The organism is Sporosarcina sp. USHLN248 (assembly GCF_037144575.1).
Classification (GTDB): Bacteria; Bacillota; Bacilli; order Bacillales_A; family Planococcaceae; genus Sporosarcina; species Sporosarcina contaminans.
The window spans coordinates 19216-37121 of record NZ_JBBCZC010000008.1 but is presented as its reverse complement, the minus strand read 5'-3'; the positions used below and the strand labels follow the sequence as shown (position 1 = coordinate 37121).

The following is a 17906-nucleotide window of genomic DNA, read 5'->3' as shown; positions in this document are numbered from 1 at the left end:
GTTAAAATTCCCCAAAAACACCGGACTAAAATTCCTCACTTTAACGATTCAGCAGCTGAAGGCAGAGGGAACACCCCAGCCTTCCTTTTCTCTTCCATACGATATGAATCGCCTTTAATGCTAAAGGTCACGGAGTGATGAAGGAGACGATCTAAAATCGCTGTTGCTAATACATCATCTCCAAATGTTTTTCCCCATTCTAAATAGGATTTATTTGAAGTAATGATCATAGCCCCTTTTTCATACCGCTTTGAAACGATTTGAAAAAACAGATTGGCTGTGACTTTGTCAAAGTCGAAATATCCAATTTCATCCAAAATAATGAGATCAGGCTTACATAAGCGCTTCATTAAATAAGATAGAGTGCCTTTTTGTGATGCTTTTTGACATTGCTCTCCTAACTCATCAGCTGTAATAAACATGACGTTGTAGCCTTTGGCTAACGCTTCTAATCCAAACCCGATGGCGAGATGCGTCTTGCCCACCCCCGGTGGGCCGAGGATGATGCGATTTTCTCCATTGGCGATAAAACGGCAAGTACAAGTCTCTTTGACGCGTTGCTCACTAATACTAGGCTGAAAGCTAAAGTCGAATTCATGGATCGTTTTTGTATATGGAAATTTCGCCTTGCGAATTCGTTTTGCCAAAGCCTCTGATTCTCGATGTTCCCATTCCTGTTTTACTAGGGTGTCAAGAAAGTCAAAATATGATAATGTATTGGCAGAGGCACTCTCGACTAGTTCATCTAGTTGCTGGGCTGTCTGCTGCCATCCGAGCGCTTTTAAGCGTTCTTCGAGTATTGATGAATGCATAATCTTATTCTCCTTCCTCGAGCGCAGCGTATATAGCTAACGATCGACTTTCAACGGTCGGTATTGGAGTAGGAGAATCTGGGGTCGCCAAACCATGTAGATTCTTATCCTGCTCTTTTTTTGTTCCCGGTAACCCTTGATAATGCTCGGAATTCATAGTCATTTGATGTCTGCCATCTAGTAGCGGATGTACGGCTATCCGTTCATACTCATCGTATAGTTCAAGCATTCCTTCATTCGTTTCATGTACCTTCACTTGCTGTCCCGCATATCGATACGGCACTGAATACTTATTCTGCTGATAAGAAATAAAACAATCCTTACTCACTTCCCGGAGTTCCCATTGTCTTACTTGATACAGCGGTTTTGTATTCCATGGAATCAAAAGCGCACGCTCTTCCTCGAACCGATCACATGGGCGTTGTTGCGTCGTTTGATTGCGTTTTTTGTGAACCACCTCATCCAACCATTTACGCACTTCTGAATTCAAATCTTCCAGGTTTTCAGGTAGGCGATGCTTAAGGAAATTTGATTTTAAATAAGCTACAGCCCTCTCTACTTTTCCTTTTGTCTGCGCCCGATAAGGCTTGCAGGCTTTCGGAATAACTCCATAATAGGATAGAAAATCCTCGAACTTTTTGTTAAAACGAATCTGGCTGACACTGTGTTTCGTGACGACAGTTCGCATATTGTCGTAAAGAAGTTGCTGGGGAATGCCATTGAAATAGCTAAAGGCATTCATATGACATTTCATTAGAGTTTCCTGCGTCATATCCGTTGTAAACTCAATGTATCGTTTACGGGAATAACTTAGGATCATAATAAAGGCGTACAACGGACGCTTCAATCCATCTACAAAAAACTCACCGACATTCTCTGCCCAATCTACTTGCGCCTGTCGTCCGGGAATCGTTTCAAATCGGACAGTTGCTTGTTTCTTCGGCGTCTCCCGATAGGGTTGGACAAATTCTCGAAGAATGGTGCTTTTTCCTTCGTAGCCTTTCGCTCGGATTTCTTCTATTAGAACTGCACAATTTGTCGTACCTTCTTTTATTCGTTCCAGCAGATACGGCTTGAATGGATCCAACTTACTTCCTCTTTTAGCTCGTTTTTCTGAATGCGGTGTAGCTTCTGCCTTTAAATGTTTCCTGATGGTTTTTCGATCAAATCCTGTTTCCCTTGCAATCGCACTGATTGTCCAGCCTTTCTGTTTCAATTCTCTTATCATAAAAAAGTCCTCCAACAATAACGTCATTCCCACACTTCCAATCTATCTCTCTCAAAATAGATTATCCGTAAAAACTGGGGAATTTTAAACCGTTATTATTGAGGATTTTAACACCGATATTCACAATTCCGGCCTTCACCCTCTTTTAGGCCCTTGACCAACCTTTGCCAGTGTCCTGTTGGTTGCTTTATGATTTCTCCGACACTTGTAGTGATCAATTGAATAAGCCACTGGGGTGCCGCTGAGATGTTAACTTGCAAAGGATGTCCTGATAATTCCCAAGTGTATCTTCGTCCACTATAATGCAAGGAAGGCGGGGCAATGAAGTATCCTCCTTGTCCACGAATATCTAGTGAAGGTAAAAAATCAATTCTGTTCCTAATGCCTTCATGATACTGAAATACATAGTGAGTGCCTAAAGACCCGGTGATTGCCATCGGAGTGTTTGGTAAGGGCCCGTGAATCTTTGTTAATTCCTCAAGTGTGACATATCCGTCAATCTTCTCTTTTTTGTCGGTATCTACGTCCAAAACAAATATTCCCGATTCTTTTCCCGTTAAGACTCCAATATTTGCATCGGGATACAACTGCCACCACTCATTAATAACTGCAATATCTCTAGTGGCATCTTTCAACCCATTCCATGTTATTGGGTGTTTTGCTACATGTGGACATTTTGGATCGTTGCAAGAGCATCTTCCGTTTTTTAGCCAATGCACCGGAAATACAGACCAATTCATATGTTCTGCGTATCCAATTGCAGCTTTCAGCATATTATCTGTCCTCTTTGTGACATTGACTTCCCTTGATAGGTCAGGTACATTAGAATTATTAATCATTTAAAAACCTCATTTCTGACATCCCTCATTTCTTGTTGCTTCAAGAAATGAGGGTATTTTTTATTTGTTGAGTGATTTAGTACCCCCATTAATAAACCATCTCTCAATAGTTTCACGATGAAACAATACTTTCCCACGTACATGTACACTAGGGATTTGTTCCTCACGCACCATCGAATATATGGTGCCTAGAGATACTTCGTTTCGGAAAAAATCAGATCTTAGTTCTTTTACAGTGAGAATATTCTTTTCCATATTGTCACCTCCTAATAAGATTTGGGAAATAAAAAATACCCCTCTGAAAACACGACAATTGCACAAGTGTGGCAAGTCATGGTCTCAGAGGGGTATTCCCTTTAATTGAGTATTAAATATAATCACATCTTAGCACCATTTTCAATATGAGTCAACATTTTCTATTAAACATTTACTTTTACTCCAAATCCCATAGTTTTTTCTGATTTGCACCGGAGATCCGCTTGGTTACAAAGTAATATCTCAAGCATCGTATTTTTTTATGTTGAATTGTAAAAGATGTATTTATGAATACTTATGATAAGTACGCTGAAGAATGGTCTAAATTGAACCAGGAAGGGCTAAGTTTAAGAGGGATAGCTAAGTTGTACAGTGTTTCACATAACAGTGTTTCTAGAATTTTAAGGAAACACGATTACACTATAAAGGAGTGGCATACAGGTAAGTTTCAAGATATAAGTAACCAGAGTTTCGGACTAATTACAGCAATTAATCCTCTCGACGTTACAGATAATGGAGAATATTATTGGCGCTGTTATTGCGCTTGTAATCCTGAAGTAGAATTAACAATTATAGGCACGGATTTGAGAAGAGGTAGGAAAACTCATTGTGGATGTAATTTTCCAAGGAAGTTCAATATTGAAGGGAAAAAGTTTGGATTTTTAACTGCACAAAAAGACTCCTATATACGTCAAAATGGCCACGTTATGTGGGAATGCATTTGTATATGCTCTAAAAAAGTTCTGGTATCCTATGGTGACCTATCCAGCGGACATACTCGATCATGTGGTTGTCAAAGGCCATCGGGAAGTGAGCATCATAAATGGACTGGTGGCACAGAGGTCAAATTGTACTTGCGCAACCGACTTGTTCCTTGGAAAAAACAATCCCTAGCCAAATATAATTACAGATGTGCGTTATCGGGAACAAGGAAGAGTCTAGAAGTTCATCATTTGAATAAATCATTCATTGAAATTTTTTACGAAGCGCTTTCTTCATGTGATCTAAAAGAACTTTCATCCGTTGGAGAGTATTCTGACGCAGAGTTAGAAGCCCTTGTGGAAAGTTTTGATTTATTACATAGTGAAAATGGACTGGGTGCTCCTATATCCCATAAATTGCATAAAAAGTTTCATTCGATTTACGGACAAAATACCACCCCGAAAGATTTTGAAGAATTCGCTTCTAATATTTAAGTATTAAATTGAAGCTCTTAACTTGAGATCTTTCGGTGAGAGATGATTTTCCTCATAATGTAAAAAGAGGGTGAATCCCTCTTTTTACATAAGCAAATCATTTTTAATAATAGTATTTTGGATCGTAGTAAGCTTTATCTAGATATGAACGCCAACCAAATCCTGTGATTTGAAAGTCTTCGTGCTTTAAAGTAGCGTACTCTGCAATATAAGATCTTCTTGACCTTTCATCGTTGTCGTATTGTATAACTTTTGGGTCTGACGGGTCTCTTAATGCAGACATTACTAGCCAATAGTCTTCTGGTTGGTCACCTGGCCATTGGGTTTTCATTTGTATAGCTTCATAATTTGTCCAGCTGTAGTTTGCTTGATAATTTCTACCAAGCTTCAAGGCATCATATCGATAGCCACTGTTATAATTTTGTCCTAAAATCTTTTTCTGTGGTGCTTTTTCTATGATATCTAATGCCATTTTCTCTAAGAAGTCTTTTAATTGCTTCCTCGAGAGTGCAACATCTTCTTCGGCAGTTCCTGCGTTTTTAATTGAACTTAAATGTGCGTTCATCCTATTTTCAAACTCAACACTATTAAATCCTAGCTCAACGTAGTAATCGTAAGGGGATAGTTTACTGTCGTTTTCGGTTATCGTGATATTAAATTTAACGTCCATTAATTTTGTTTGTACAATTGAATACTTTTCATTCAAATATCTCGCCAATTCAGCTTTGGAATAAACTTTGTTTGCTTCTGTTTTGCCTGGGCTCTCGTTGCCTGTTTTTCCACTCTCTATATACTGCATTGTGCGATACATGAAAGTGGTCAAATGTTTTTTTGACAAGTTGATTTCTGGCTTGAAAGTACCGTCAGGATAGCCAACCGTAATATTCGCTGCAGCCATTTTTCCAACGGCCTTATAAGCAGTATGAGTTGGTCCGACGTCTTTAAATTCTATATGACTACCATCTGGTAGAGATGCATGGAAAGCCCTTTCGATGAAAGCTGATAGGTGCCCTCTATTTAACTTTGCAGTGGGCCTAAAGGTACCATCAGAGTATCCACTGACAATACCTGCATCTACAGCCGATTGAATATATCCACTTGCATAATAACTCGAAGGAACGTCCTTAAAGGATGTGTTCCGCTGGGTGCCATCCAAACCCAACGCTTTACCGAGCATCACAATTACGTCTTTTCGTTCAGCTTCATTGTTAATCCCGTAATATCCAGAGAACTGCGTATCTACTATCCCTAAGTCGTAGAGATATTTAATTTCTGGATAATAAGGATTGTTTTCATCTACATCAATAAATAAGCGATCAGCAAAAGCCGACAGAGGACTCCCCAAAATAGTAAAGAATAAAACCAATATTACTGCTGTCTTAATCTTGTTCATTTTTCCACTCCTTTGTTTTATTTTTAATCGACATAGTTTTATTTTACCATTATATACTACCTATACAACAATCCCTTACCGGTTAGGTGAGGTTTTTTGTTTTGTTAGACCTGAATAATTTGAATGCTCAAGGAGCTCCACAATAAAAAGTTTGATAAATCTTGAAAAAGGGTATAAGTACCCGGTGTTGCACCGATAAGGCTTGATCCGACATCTGCAAGGACTCCAATTTTTATCCGTAGATTTCTTTCTAATTTATTAACACAAATAGTACTGGAATTGAAAGATGAGGGAATCAGCCTTAGAGGCATTGCCGAGATCAAATGCAACTCACGTAAAAAGGTACTGAGGTACATCAAGTTGTGGAAAATAAAGGATTTCAAGGATGTGTCAGTCCTTTCAGTACAAAAAGGACTAATATGGGCTAAAGGTATATTTTTCATTTTATATCATAGACTTATCTTGTATCGATCATTACTCTGTGATATAGTTGTATCATAAAAGATCGATTAAAGGCCGCGGGTGAGTATACCCTCGGCCTTTCTGCATATTTGGGGGAGTATGAGTGGAAAAGTTTTTTTCTGTACATAGTGAGCGAATTAACATTCTTCGGAGCCGAAACATGGATATACCTAATGCAAGTGACCAAAAAAACATACTGACAAAACACAACTACTATAATCTAATCAATGCCTATAAAGATCCTTTTTTATTCGCTGGCACGAGCACTGTGGAGCGCTATAAGACTGGAACGCAGCTAAGCGAATTGGAAGCGTTATTAAGCTTTGATACGAATTTACGACTATTATTTTTAAGGGAAATCCTGAAAATAGAAGAGGTAATAAAGAACCAAATCGTCCAGTCATTTTATTCTTATCATTTATACAAAAATGACGACGCTTCTGAGACCGAAAGATCTAATCTGCATAGGGACAGCGAATACTTAAGAAGGAAATATTATGAACTCTCACCCATATACTCTGTACATACTAACAATGAGTTCGGGATTGTAAATACTACTACTTCATCTATTCGTCCAAGTCAGAGATGCACTACGCTTGATAGACAATCTGTTTACGATAATTATATAACTACTGTCTATAGGACACTAGGACAACAGAGAAAAAATAAGAATGACTCAGTAAAATCCTACCTAGAACAACATGGATACATGCCGATGTGGATTCTAATGAATGTACTAACCTTTGGCAATGTCAGTCATCTTTTTACGCTTCAAAAAAAGTCTGTACAATTAGAATTAATCAACACCTTAAACTTGAATTCTAAACCTTCTATTTCTGATGATTTGTCAATAATTAACACTTCGAGGATATTACAAACACTAAGTATATACAGAAATATATGTGCCCATAATGAGCGATTTTATTCAACAAGAATTAAGGTCCCAATTGATGATGTTTATATGGATTTCGGAAAAAAGTTACCACATACGGTTGATCCCGCTAACCGCAGAAGATTGAATCATGCACAGAAAAACAAAAGAATGAATGCTAGGCAAGGGATTTACACATTAATTTTCATCATTTCATTATTCATGAAGAATAAGGAGTTCAACAAGTTCATCAATGAGATTAATAGTGAATTTGAAGAACTAAAAAAAGTGTTGAAAACAATTCCGATTGATGAAATCGAAAGATATATGGGATTGAATTTTGATTGGTTTAGCATGATTAATAATTAAAAATAGCCCGCCAAGTAGCAGTATCAAAATACATACTCAGACAGCTCCTTCTCCAGTTTGAAATGTTTAAAGTAGTCAAGTGAGAATGAAAAACAACCAACCACCCATGCCAACGATTATTTCGTCGAATGGGTGGTTATTTTAGTGGAAAAGTGCCAGGCACCCCGACACGATTCAGAATACTGCTAGGCCGGCCGAAGGCTCAAAGGAAAGGAATCTTCGAAGCTTTTATGAATCAATGAGAACCTGGTCCTCTAAACCAGATTAGTGGTAAGATATTTTTAGATATGTTTTAAGGGACCATACGGTCAAAGACCATTAGCAGTGTTACTTGTATTGCTTCTGATGTTTCAGATATTATTAAAAGCTAAAAACAGGGTGGTGGTTGATATGACAAATAATTTCTTGTTAGAAAGCTTAATCGATATTACTAATCATTTGACCGCGCTTTGTGGGTCAGCTTTCGTAACAGCTGCTATGGCCCCTTAAGACATATCTATCCTTCATTTTCATTCCTGGGTTTGCCCACAGCTAAATTACTTCGAACATTGCATATGCCCACTCACCTATAAACTATTTTGTAAAAAAAATCATCTTGTCGCCTATTCGCCGAATTTGAGAGCTATGGAGAAATTACAAATTCAGTAAGGATATTTCTACCGCAATTAAATTAATTCCATAAAAATAGAGGGAAAGGGGCGGTGTTGATGAAGTTTCAAAGAAATTTACATCAAGCCACACCATATATAATATTATTATCATTATTGCTAATGAATGTTTTGCTTGCATCAGGAGTAATAAAACTGCTTTTCGGTGGAAGCAACACAATTATTGCTGGAGTTATTGGTTTTATTGGAGCCGTGATAGGGGGCGCCCTAACCTTGATTGGTGTTAAGTGGACCTTATCGAGCCAGATTGAAAAAGAAAACGACAGGAAATTTGAATCGAATAAAACTTTCTTGTCTGCTTCTAAAACTATATTTAATTTTGACAAAGCCGATAAAATTGGAAGGCTTGATAAGCATAGAGTATTAATAACGGAACCATTTAAAATTTTGAGTGGTCATATTCAGGATACTGCATACTACTCGGTTATTAGGTACGGCGGAAATGAGATATGATGATAGTCTAAATTTAGGACTCATTGAATTGGGAGAGTTATAATAAACTTATCCAATTGAGCGGAGTGAAAAAGATGAAAAGACAATATGATAAAGAATTTAAAATGGATGCAGCTAAGTTAGTTGTGGAAACAGGAAAAACGGCGGCCCAAGTGGCAAGGGACTTGGGAATCGCAGAACAGACGCTACACAACTGGATCAAGAAATATAAGGAAGACAATGATGGCGGTAGTTTTATCGGCAGTGGACATAGTACACCTGAGAAGGCGGCTATGCTGGACCTTCAGAAAAAACTGCGTGATTTAGAGGAAGAGAACGCCATCTTAAAAAAGGCTATGGGCATCTTCGCCAAAAACCAGAAGTAATTTATGACTTCATAGAAAAGCACCGGCACGAATTTCGTGTTGCGAAGATGTGTAAAGTCCTTGGTGTATCTAAAAGCGGTTACTATAACTGGCGCAATCGTGAGAAAAGCCAACAGAAAGATCGTTATGAAGGCCTTGTACGGCATGTGAAGCGGGCACATCTTGAATCGAGGAAGATCTATGGCAGCCCTAAAATTACAAAAAAGCTGAATCAAGAAGGCGGTAAGGTTTCCCAAAAAACAGTCAGCCGCATCATGAAAGAGGAAGGAATTCGCTCCAAAACAGTAAAAAAATATAAAGCAACGACAAACTCAAAACATTCATTACCTGTCTATCCAAACCTTTTGAATCAGCAATTTAAGGTGGACGAACCAGGTAAGGTCTGGGTAGGTGATATCACGTATATTTGGACAAAAGAGGGCTGGCTTTACTTGGCGACCATCATGGATCTGTACTCTCGACGGGTTATAGGTTGGTACATGAGTGATCGAATGACAAAAGAACTCGTCATCACTGCCCTTAAACGGGCAATCGGTCGGCAAGCACCATCTGAAGACCTTATTCACCACTCGGATCGAGGAAGCCAATATGCATCCCATGATTATCAAAATATCCTACGAGGATATCGTATAACTACGAGCATGAGTCGGAAAGGCAACTGTTATGACAATGCCTGCATCGAATCGTTCCATAGCATCATTAAACGTGAATTGATCTATCTCGAGACCTACAAGACTAGACAACAGGCGAAAGATAGCATCGTTGAGTACATTGAATGTTTTTATAATAAAAATCGGATTCATTCAACAAATGACTATTTGTCACCAATTGATAAAGAAAAGGCCTATTATCAATGTCTATCAGTAGATGTAGAGGGGAAGCCCCTTGACCATGTCGTAAGTGAATAGAGTGAAACTCTGTTCGCTTATGACATGGCCAACAAGCAAAGCGCGTTAGCTTGATTATACAAATAGCTATGACTCTCAATTTAATGTGTCCAATTTCTTGACATAGTATCATAGGTATAATTATTTACCCGCGTTCCCCACAATAAAGACAAATGACTTACAAGTCGGCAAGGGAGACGGTTGGGAGTTTGTTTTTAAGGTACTTCGGCTTTCTTGAATCGTCGTAACCAATTGCGGGCTTCTTTCCAAAGTATCGCCTATAACCATCGTGTAAAAAGCTGGTAATAGGAATGGACATCGCCAAGCGCACACATTTTGCCTCCATGGTCGATGAACGGGGCCAGCTCTTCTTATTTAGCCATCATTTCTCAAAAGAGGTTGAGTGCTACATCTAAAAGACCCACCGAAACTTCTTGATATTTTAAAACTTATATACTCAATTTTCATTCCCCTTTTTTCCAATTCATCTCCGATACATTTAAATTCAGGGTCAGTAATGTAGACATTTTCATTTATTGGCAAACCATTTGTTGCAAGTTTTGAGGCATCTTCCAATGTGACATTTATTTTATCCCAATCCTTAAGCTGTTCAGGAATGCCATTTAATAATGCTTCTTCACAAACGATCATTAGCCCATCTCTCACTAAGCTTATTGCACAGTCAAGATGAAGGATCGTTTCATGAAGGGGTACTTCGACTACTTCATATCCAAAATTACTTACTAAATTTTTCAACCAAATAATCCCGTTTTTATTGGAAGCAAGACCAGATCTGCCTACAAAGATCGTTTTGTCCAAGACTAAGACATCTCCGCCCTCTAAAAATGGACCTTCTTCGGAGTCTTGTCCTTCCGATATATCTGGTTTAGGGATAGATAAGTATAAGCAGCTATCTTCGTTTGATGCCGTTGTCAATATATTTCGAACGGGTAGAATTTCATTTCTTCTGTGTGGAAATATAAGAGTACCTTCTATTAAAAAATGTCCAATTGTGAAAAAGGGATCTCTTACAAAGAAATTACTATAGCCATCTTCTTTTCCTATCTCCTTTTCATAATCCGTTAGCAGCCGAGGCGTGATTACTTCTACATTATATTTTGTTAATACTTTTTTTTAATTTTCTCTTTCATCTTCCCATTCTTTCTGTCTTTCTGGAAAAACTTCTTTATAGTTTTTGCCTGATACATCCTTACCTCTATATAGATCTTTACTTTCATCTGTTAAGAATTCTTCATCACTTACACCTTCCTTGGATGGAAATGCAAATTCAGATTGAGCTAAAACCACTCTTTTCAAAGGTGCAAATTCACTCTTCACAAAAACATTACTCATATAAACTCCTCCTCTCATCTCGGCTATAGATAAGCCATTCATCAATCATTATAACCGAAGCAGAATCATGATAGTTGGTTATAGGATTAGGGTATACCATAAAGAACTTTAAAATAAAACATTTATGATCTTTCGCACCCACCCACGCATGAAAACTTACTTTTAAAGGGCATAAAATCATACAGTAACGCATTTTCATATCAATTCAGCGCATAGCGACCGTCAGCGATGCATAACTCATTCAAAAAACGCATAAATTGCTGAGATAACAACATTGTTGTTCACAGAGGACAATTTAGTTTTATACATCCTATATTTCAAAGTTCCATGCATGTATTCACATCAAAATTGAATACTAAGAGCAAAACATTTATTGCTTGGGAGTGGCGACTTGAAAAAAATCATTTTACCTCTCGTATTGCTATTGCTTCTGTATTGCGGATATGATCAGGCTTTCGCCGACAGAGGGAGGCAATATTATGAAGAGGCTGGACAAATCATATGGGAAATCAAAACCGAGGAAAAAGTGATTGCCCTAACGTTTGATGATGGGCCTCATCGGAAATATACGCCAGCAATATTGGATCTTCTGAAAGAGCATGATGCAAAGGCAACATTTTTCATCGTTGGCACGAATGCAGAGAAGAATCCTGACATTGTTTTGCGCATGTTTGAAGAAGGACATGAATTAGCGAATCATACGTATACCCACTCAAGTCGTATGAAAGTGCCTAACTTAGTGGATGAAATTAAAAGGACTCATGAAACGATATTTTCCATTACTGGGTATCACACGACTTTATTTCGACCTGTTGAAGGAGTCTATACGGATGAATTGGTAGACGCGGTTGCGAAGGAAGGGTATAAAATTGTCATGTGGTCATGGCATTTGGATACATTGGATTGGAAAAACATAGGTGTTAAAAAAATCGTAAATTTTGTATTGGATGGAGCAAAGGAAGGGAATGTAATCCTGTTCCATGACGGAGGAGGAAACCGCCAGCAAACAGTTAAATCGCTGGAAACGATTTTGCCTAAGCTACAGCAGGAAGGATATAGGTTTGTTACCATTTCCGAGCTGATGGAGATTCAAACATCGACTGAGGATGAAAAGTTTGTTGAACAAAATAATGACTGAACTTTAGAGTACCCGAAACGATAGGCGCCATATTAATGAAAGTAATATAAATTGGACGTAGATTTCCTCGTTTTCTGTGTTTTGCTAATGGCTTATGATTGGTGAATACAACAGAAGAAAATGCACATTTGCGGGGCTTTATGCGTTTGAAATGAGTTGAGCGTATTTGACAAATTCATGCATGCGGCAGGTGTAAATATGCTTGTAGTAACACTTTATGCGTGTATATGTCGGCCTTCCAAGCTGAATACGGGTGAAACGGGAGATGCTCTCTAGCTAAGCGGTTCTTCGGAGTTAATTCAAAAGCATAATGGACATGCGCCGTTTTGAAGGGGACTTTGATGAATAAAATAAGGAATAACAACGGGGATGGAATCAATCTTAATTGAAAAAGGTGAAACGATGCCCTATACAATCGTCAATCAATTAATCCCTGAATCATTATATCGCTTGAAGTCACCGTACCCAATGGTGCCTGAATATGTAACGATCCATAATACTGCGAATGACGCCTCTGCTAAAAACGAAATTTCTTATATGCAGCGCAATACAGCGCCAACTTCCTTTCATGTAGCGATCGACGATCAATATGCAGTGCAAGCAATTCCATTCACCCGGAATGGTTGGCATGCCGGAGATGGACAAGGCCCGGGAAACCGGAAGTCGATCGGAATCGAGATATGCTACTCAAAATCTGGTGGGAAAAAATATGCTGAGGCGGAGGCCAATGCCATTGAATATATTGCTCACGTACTAAACCAGTACGGCTGGGGAGTTGAGCGGGTAAAATGGCATCGGGATTGGTCCGGAAAAAATTGTCCGTACCGAATATTCGATGAAGGTCGTGCGACAGAAGTGAAGAACCGGATTTCAAAACGGCTGCTTGAAATAAAAGGCATTGAAAAGGGGGAAGATAGTGTGGCCACACCAAATGAGCATATTCCGAGCGATACGCATAAGGCTGCATGGGAATGGGCGAAAGAGAAAGGCTTTTTGAATGGGGAATTTCCTAGAGAAACTTTGACCCGTCAACAATTTGCTACAGTTTTAATGCGATTGTACGAAGATTTGAACGGACGTTTTGATTCGAAGTGAAAATCGCATTTTGACGCATGACAATCTTTTATCTTTCATAAGATGGCGCAAGGGGGCGTTGTCTTGATGTATAACCGGGAAGCCGCTGTCCGGTATGCGGATGAGTGGTGGAATGGAAGGAACCCGGAATTTCCTTCATTCGATGTCGATTGCACGAATTTCATTTCACAATGCTTATTGGCAGGTGGGGCTCCGATGTACGGCTATCCGAATCGGGAGAGGGGCTGGTGGCTACAAGGGGGGACATGGAGCTTTAGCTGGTCAGTAGCCCATTCGATGCGCTGGTTTTTATCGGGCTCAAAGAAAGGATTGACTGCAAGGCAAGTGAAAACGGCTGCTGAACTCGACTTAGGCGATGTTATCTGTTATGACTTTCAAGGTGATGGGAGATTCGATCATACTACAATTGTCACCGATAAAGTCGGTGATACGCCACTGGTCAATGCACATACGTACGATGCCTATCATCGCACTTGGGATTACAAAGACTCCTATGCTTACTCGCCAAACGCGAAATACATTTTCTTTAAAATTAACGACCAATTTACTTGATGAAAAAAGACGGTCACTTAGAACCGTCTCAGACTGTAGACAAAGTATCTTTTCACTTTGTCTACAGTCATTTAAAGGTTTGTAGTCATGAAAAAGGTGTTTGCCCAGCTTGGCTTGAAAACGCTTGTCACGTGGAAGGCAGTCTAAGTGCGCGACGTCCGCAGTGCCTTAATTTCCGCAAAGGGCGCGTAAATACGGCAAATCGAACCCTTCGCCGTTCGATTGACTGCATGACCTGCATCGTGCAGGCCCGCGCGAAGTCGAGCGTAGACCCGAATAGAACTATAGGTTCATGAGGGGACGAGCGAGGCGAGAAACGCAGTATGCGAGCGTTTGTCAACAAGCTGAGACGGTCACTTAGAACCGTCTTTTTGCTTGGTCAAAACCATAGAACAGCAAGCGTATCCTCGCCTGCGTGAACGGCGAGCGTAGAACTAATATTACCAATTTCCACTTCTAAATTAGGAAGCTGTTCGATTAGACATTTTTTTAAATGTTCTGCTTGATCTTGTGCATTTCCATGCATAATGTAAATTTTTTTATTTCCATCTTGATGTCCCTCAACAACTTTATTGATCAAATATTGAAGCGCTTTCTTTTCTGATCGGACTTTGTCAATCGCCTGTAACGTGCCATCCTTTGTAATTTGAATGATCGGCTTCATTTTCAGCAAGCTACCTAAGAAAAACTGCACGCCACTCATTCTGCCGCCTTTGTACAATTGCTCCAACTGGCCAATAAGGATGTAATTTTGAAGCGTTCCTGCCATACATTCCAACTGATTTTTAATTTCATTCACAGAAGCGCCTGCATTTTGCAAGGCCATTCCTTTTTCAACCAAACCTGTGATGCCGTAGGACAATGAGTGCGAATCGATAAATGTAATAGGGAAGCCTGCGATTTTAGCACCTTCAATGGAAGATGACAGCGTGCCGCTCAATTTACCTGATACGTGCACTGCAATCCCTGTTTCGTATTTTTCTGCAATCTTTTTAAATTGTTCTGCAAACTCTCCAGGGGATGGCTGGGATGTTTTCGGCAGGGTGGGAGATTGTTTAATGTAGGTATATAATTCGTTCGGTGTTAAGTCAATCCCATCAATAAATTGCTTTTCACCGAAATGTATATTTAAAGGAATGGAAAATAAATCGGGATGTTGCTGCAATGTTTCAGATATGTATGCGGTGCTATCCACTATCCAGGCAATCGGCTTTTTATCCATGCAAATGATCTCCTAACTGCTTATGTTATTTCGTTAATAATATTATACTATGGAAAGTAATTTCTTCATATGAATATTTTACGATGACCGTTGGAATCATTTTAGGCGTATGTGCAACAGCTCTCAAAGTGTAAAATTGTTGTATAATAGTTGGTAGTAAAGAAAAAGGGGAATCATTGAAATGAATGAGCAAGCATTATCGGTTCGGGACGCAATTATAGGAAGGCGATCTATCAAAAATTTTAATGGACAGCCGGTTGACGTTGAAAACATTATGGAAATCCTGAAAGATGCAACTTGGGCTCCGAACCACGGTGTAAGAAATCCATGGCGTTTCGTTGTCGCTGCAAATCAAGAGTATGTCGAATTTCAAGATGTATTGAAAGAATACGGCGTTCCGAAATGGAAAGAACTATCCGATGAGGAACTGGAAAAGCAGATGAAAAAATTTAGGACACCGGGCGCAGTCGTTTTCGTCATTGTTCCGGAGGATCCACGGCAGAAAGAAAGGCTGGAAGATTATGCAGGGGCAAGTATGCTAATCCAAAATGCAATGCTGTTAGCTTGGGACAAAGGGATCGGGACATGCTGGAAGACTCCCCCGTTCTTGGACAACCCTAAATTTAGGGATGAATTGGGCGTGAAAAATGGTGAACGGATTATAAGTATGCTGCAATTCGGCTATTTCGATGACATTCCAAAAGGGCGGACACGAACACCGATCGAAGAAATCGTAACGTATTACGGAGAACTTAAGAATCCAGACGAGAAATAAGTATTATGGGAAAGGTCGTACGCTGAGGCGATACACAATTGCAACCTAATTCAAATTGGTAGCAATACAGGATTTGGAACACAACCAAGAATAGTACAAAGTAAGGGAGTTAGCCGAAGCAATATAGAGTGATTGCAACACAAAGTGGGCAGTTAGAAAGTAACAGAAGATTAACGCATTAATAAAACGAATAGTTTGGATCATCGTTTGACAAGTACGTGAGGTCGATGAATCTGGAGTATAAGTAGTATGAGAAATGAAGTGTAGAGGATTATGAGCGGAGAAAAATAGATAAGCAGCTTTGATCGGCTTTACTAAAGTTAAGGCAATTTTATGCGCTTTGAGGGCAGAGAATGCGTTTAAAGATTGATTGATGCATATACTTATACGCTTATATCAGTATATTTGTTTTGAGTAGATAAGAGATAAAATGTCCGGAAAGTCGGTTGACTTCCCGGACATTTATTATATATTTAAATCATCTTTCGTGAATTCGGATAGCTCGTAGTAATAATCGCCGATGACGCGTAGGCCTTTGTCGAAGTTCTCCAAATGGAAATGTTCGTTTGGAGCGTGGAAATTTTCGCTTGAAAGGCCAAAGCCCATTAGTACGACTGGCAAGTTTAGAATTTCATCGAATGCGGCAACGATTGGAATGGAGCCGCCCATACGTGTGAAAGCAGTCGGTACATTGTACACTTTTTCATACGATTTGCCTGCTGCTTGGATAGCTGGGTGGTCGAATGGCGTAATGAACGGTTTTCCTTTGTCGAATTCGCTGACTGTCACTGTAACGCCTGTAGGCTTATGCTTTTCGATATGTGCACGCAGTTTACGGACAATATCTTCCGGATCTTGGTCTGGAACGAGTCGGCAAGTAATTTTCGCTCCGGCTTCAGCTGGCAGGACAGTTTTAATGCCTTCTCCCGAAAATCCGCCGAAGACCCCATTCACTTCTAAAGTAGGGCGTGTCCAAGTTTGTTCCAAATAAGAGTAGCCTTTTTCTCCGAATAGTTCATTGACACCGATCTCTTCTTTTAAAGCTTCCTCATCGAAATTCAGTGCGCGATAAGCTTCACGCTCTTCATCGGCAAGTGGACGAACGTCATCATAAAAGCCTTCTACCGCGATCGTCCCTTCCTTGTCGTGGAAGGAGGAGAGGATATCAGCAATTGCATGAATTGGGTTTTGGACGCCGCCTCCGTAGATGCCGGAATGAAGATCTCCTTTTGCGCCGCGTACATCGATTTGTACACCCGCTAAGCCGCGCAATCCATAGCATATAGCAGGTTTTCCGGGGCCATACATACCCGTATCAGAAATGACGATAATGTCTGCGGATAATTTTTCTTTATTCTCCTCAATATACTTTTCAAGATTAGGGCTGCCGACTTCTTCTTCGCCTTCAATGATGAATTTTACATTTACAGGCAAGCTGCCGTTCTCTTTCATTAAAGCTTCAACAGCTTTTACGTGCATGAACACTTGGCCTTTGTCGTCGCTTGCGCCCCGTGCATACAATTTTCCGTCGCGCACTTCGGGCTCAAATGGACCGCTTTCCCAAAGATTCAAAGGATCGACAGGCTGTACATCGTAATGGCCGTAAACTAAGATTGTCGGTTTGCCTTCTGCGTGAAGCCAATCGCCGTATACAACCGGATGACCGTCAGTTTTATCGATCGATAAATTTTCAAGTCCTGCTTGCTTGAATGACTCCAACAGCCATTCCGCCGCTTTTTGCATATCTCCTTGATGGTCGGATAAGGCACTGATGCTTGGGATGCGTAAAAAATCTTTCAGCTGTTCCAAATGTGTTTCCCTGTTTTCTGTAAAGTATTTATCCAATGCTTGTAAATGGTCCATGTTCTTCCCTCATTTCGAAGTAATTTCGCTTATAGAAATAGTATAACAGACCGTCAAATAAATCGAGTATCATAACAGACGCATGGAGGAGGAATGTGGTATGATATCTA

The 17906-nt window shown here is 39.7% G+C and carries 17 protein-coding genes; 8 read left to right on the top strand and 9 right to left on the bottom strand.

Translation table 11 applies throughout. The features are described from left to right. Nucleotides 1-35: 35 nt before the first annotated feature. The 4 genes from istB to WFH04_RS04710 all read right to left on the bottom strand — a co-directional run bounded on the left by istB (nucleotide 36) and on the right by WFH04_RS04710 (nucleotide 3134). Nucleotides 36-812 (bottom strand): IS21-like element helper ATPase IstB, encoded by a 777-nt coding sequence (gene istB, locus WFH04_RS04725; RefSeq protein WP_336822911.1) that lies wholly within the window; start codon nucleotides 810-812, stop codon nucleotides 36-38. Nucleotides 813-816: 4 nt separating this feature from the next. After that, complete coding sequence (gene istA, locus WFH04_RS04720; protein WP_408020168.1) at nucleotides 817-2067, bottom strand: IS21 family transposase; 1251 nt, start codon at nucleotides 2065-2067, stop codon at nucleotides 817-819. Between the two features lie 80 nt (nucleotides 2068-2147). Continuing rightward, entirely contained in the window at nucleotides 2148-2813 is a 666-nt protein-coding gene (locus WFH04_RS04715; protein ID WP_336822910.1) for a bifunctional DNA primase/polymerase, read from the bottom strand. Between the two features lie 126 nt (nucleotides 2814-2939). Then, nucleotides 2940-3134: a helix-turn-helix domain-containing protein gene (locus tag WFH04_RS04710; protein WP_336822909.1), complete on the bottom strand. Its 195-nt coding sequence runs from the start codon at nucleotides 3132-3134 to the stop codon at nucleotides 2940-2942. A 287-nt stretch (nucleotides 3135-3421) separates the two neighbouring features. On the opposite strand from WFH04_RS04710, the gene WFH04_RS04705 reads away from it, so the two are divergent. Next, complete coding sequence (locus tag WFH04_RS04705; RefSeq protein WP_336822908.1) at nucleotides 3422-4330, top strand: hypothetical protein; 909 nt, start codon at nucleotides 3422-3424, stop codon at nucleotides 4328-4330. A 103-nt stretch (nucleotides 4331-4433) separates the two neighbouring features. Here the strand turns inward: WFH04_RS04705 and WFH04_RS04700 are convergent, their stop codons facing one another. After that, nucleotides 4434-5723, bottom strand: coding sequence for an S-layer homology domain-containing protein (locus tag WFH04_RS04700; RefSeq protein WP_336822907.1), 1290 nt, complete (start codon nucleotides 5721-5723; stop codon nucleotides 4434-4436). Between the two features lie 565 nt (nucleotides 5724-6288). On the opposite strand from WFH04_RS04700, the gene WFH04_RS04695 reads away from it, so the two are divergent. The 3 genes from WFH04_RS04695 (at nucleotide 6289) to WFH04_RS04685 (ending at nucleotide 9819) form a co-directional block, all read left to right on the top strand. Continuing rightward, a complete protein-coding gene (locus WFH04_RS04695) occupies nucleotides 6289-7425 on the top strand; it encodes an Abi family protein (RefSeq protein ID WP_336822906.1) in 1137 nt (378 codons plus the stop codon). Nucleotides 7426-8132: 707 nt separating this feature from the next. Further along, on the top strand, nucleotides 8133-8546 hold the full coding sequence (locus WFH04_RS04690; protein ID WP_336822905.1) for a hypothetical protein: 414 nt from the start codon (nucleotides 8133-8135) through the stop codon (nucleotides 8544-8546). Between the two features lie 74 nt (nucleotides 8547-8620). After that, a protein-coding gene (locus tag WFH04_RS04685) for an IS3 family transposase (RefSeq protein WP_336822904.1) occupies nucleotides 8621-9819 on the top strand; the annotation gives its coding sequence in 2 pieces (ribosomal slippage) (nucleotides 8621-8882 and nucleotides 8882-9819; 1200 coding nt in all). 354 nt (nucleotides 9820-10173) lie between these two features. Here WFH04_RS04685 and WFH04_RS04680 read toward each other — a convergent pair. Next, a complete protein-coding gene (locus WFH04_RS04680; protein WP_336822998.1) occupies nucleotides 10174-10863 on the bottom strand; it encodes a dimethylarginine dimethylaminohydrolase family protein in 690 nt (229 codons plus the stop codon). 69 nt (nucleotides 10864-10932) lie between these two features. Next, nucleotides 10933-11151 (bottom strand): hypothetical protein, encoded by a 219-nt coding sequence (locus tag WFH04_RS04675; protein ID WP_336822903.1) that lies wholly within the window; start codon nucleotides 11149-11151, stop codon nucleotides 10933-10935. Between the two features lie 391 nt (nucleotides 11152-11542). Here WFH04_RS04675 and WFH04_RS04670 point away from each other — a divergent pair, with 391 nt between their 5' ends. The 3 genes from WFH04_RS04670 (at nucleotide 11543) to WFH04_RS04660 (ending at nucleotide 13936) form a co-directional block, all read left to right on the top strand. Continuing rightward, complete coding sequence (locus WFH04_RS04670) at nucleotides 11543-12289, top strand: polysaccharide deacetylase family protein (RefSeq protein ID WP_336822902.1); 747 nt, start codon at nucleotides 11543-11545, stop codon at nucleotides 12287-12289. Between the two features lie 369 nt (nucleotides 12290-12658). Further along, entirely contained in the window at nucleotides 12659-13384 is a 726-nt protein-coding gene (locus tag WFH04_RS04665) for a peptidoglycan recognition protein family protein (protein WP_336822901.1), read from the top strand. Between the two features lie 66 nt (nucleotides 13385-13450). Continuing rightward, entirely contained in the window at nucleotides 13451-13936 is a 486-nt protein-coding gene (locus tag WFH04_RS04660) for an amidase domain-containing protein (protein ID WP_336822997.1), read from the top strand. A 379-nt stretch (nucleotides 13937-14315) separates the two neighbouring features. On the opposite strand, the gene WFH04_RS04655 is transcribed toward WFH04_RS04660, so the two are convergent. Continuing rightward, on the bottom strand, nucleotides 14316-15158 hold the full coding sequence (locus tag WFH04_RS04655; RefSeq protein WP_336822900.1) for a DegV family protein: 843 nt from the start codon (nucleotides 15156-15158) through the stop codon (nucleotides 14316-14318). A gap of 181 nt (nucleotides 15159-15339) precedes the next feature. On the opposite strand from WFH04_RS04655, the gene WFH04_RS04650 reads away from it, so the two are divergent. Then, the gene (locus WFH04_RS04650) at nucleotides 15340-15933 is read left to right on the top strand and encodes a nitroreductase family protein (protein ID WP_336822899.1); all 594 of its coding nucleotides are present in this window, start codon (nucleotides 15340-15342) and stop codon (nucleotides 15931-15933) included. Between the two features lie 465 nt (nucleotides 15934-16398). Here the strand turns inward: WFH04_RS04650 and WFH04_RS04645 are convergent, their stop codons facing one another. Next, nucleotides 16399-17796 carry a dipeptidase gene (locus tag WFH04_RS04645; RefSeq protein ID WP_336822898.1) on the bottom strand — a complete coding sequence of 466 codons (1398 nt, stop codon included), beginning with the start codon at nucleotides 17794-17796 and terminating at the stop codon, nucleotides 16399-16401. Nucleotides 17797-17906: the final 110 nt, after the last annotated feature.

Coding starts and splice junctions, on each gene's coding strand:
- istB (WP_336822911.1), bottom strand. CDS start 812: ATGCATTCATCAATACTCGAAGAACGCTTAAAAGCGCTCGGATGGCAG.
- istA (WP_408020168.1), bottom strand. CDS start 2,067: ATGACGTTATTGTTGGAGGACTTTTTTATGATAAGAGAATTGAAACAG.
- WFH04_RS04715 (WP_336822910.1), bottom strand. CDS start 2,813: ATGCTGAAAGCTGCAATTGGATACGCAGAACATATGAATTGGTCTGTA.
- WFH04_RS04710 (WP_336822909.1), bottom strand. CDS start 3,134: ATGGAAAAGAATATTCTCACTGTAAAAGAACTAAGATCTGATTTTTTC.
- WFH04_RS04705 (WP_336822908.1), top strand. CDS start 3,422: ATGAATACTTATGATAAGTACGCTGAAGAATGGTCTAAATTGAACCAG.
- WFH04_RS04700 (WP_336822907.1), bottom strand. CDS start 5,723: ATGAACAAGATTAAGACAGCAGTAATATTGGTTTTATTCTTTACTATT.
- WFH04_RS04690 (WP_336822905.1), top strand. CDS start 8,133: ATGAAGTTTCAAAGAAATTTACATCAAGCCACACCATATATAATATTA.
- WFH04_RS04675 (WP_336822903.1), bottom strand. CDS start 11,151: ATGAGTAATGTTTTTGTGAAGAGTGAATTTGCACCTTTGAAAAGAGTG.
- WFH04_RS04665 (WP_336822901.1), top strand. CDS start 12,659: ATGGAATCAATCTTAATTGAAAAAGGTGAAACGATGCCCTATACAATC.
- WFH04_RS04660 (WP_336822997.1), top strand. CDS start 13,451: ATGTATAACCGGGAAGCCGCTGTCCGGTATGCGGATGAGTGGTGGAAT.
- WFH04_RS04655 (WP_336822900.1), bottom strand. CDS start 15,158: ATGGATAAAAAGCCGATTGCCTGGATAGTGGATAGCACCGCATACATA.
- WFH04_RS04650 (WP_336822899.1), top strand. CDS start 15,340: ATGAATGAGCAAGCATTATCGGTTCGGGACGCAATTATAGGAAGGCGA.
- WFH04_RS04645 (WP_336822898.1), bottom strand. CDS start 17,796: ATGGACCATTTACAAGCATTGGATAAATACTTTACAGAAAACAGGGAA.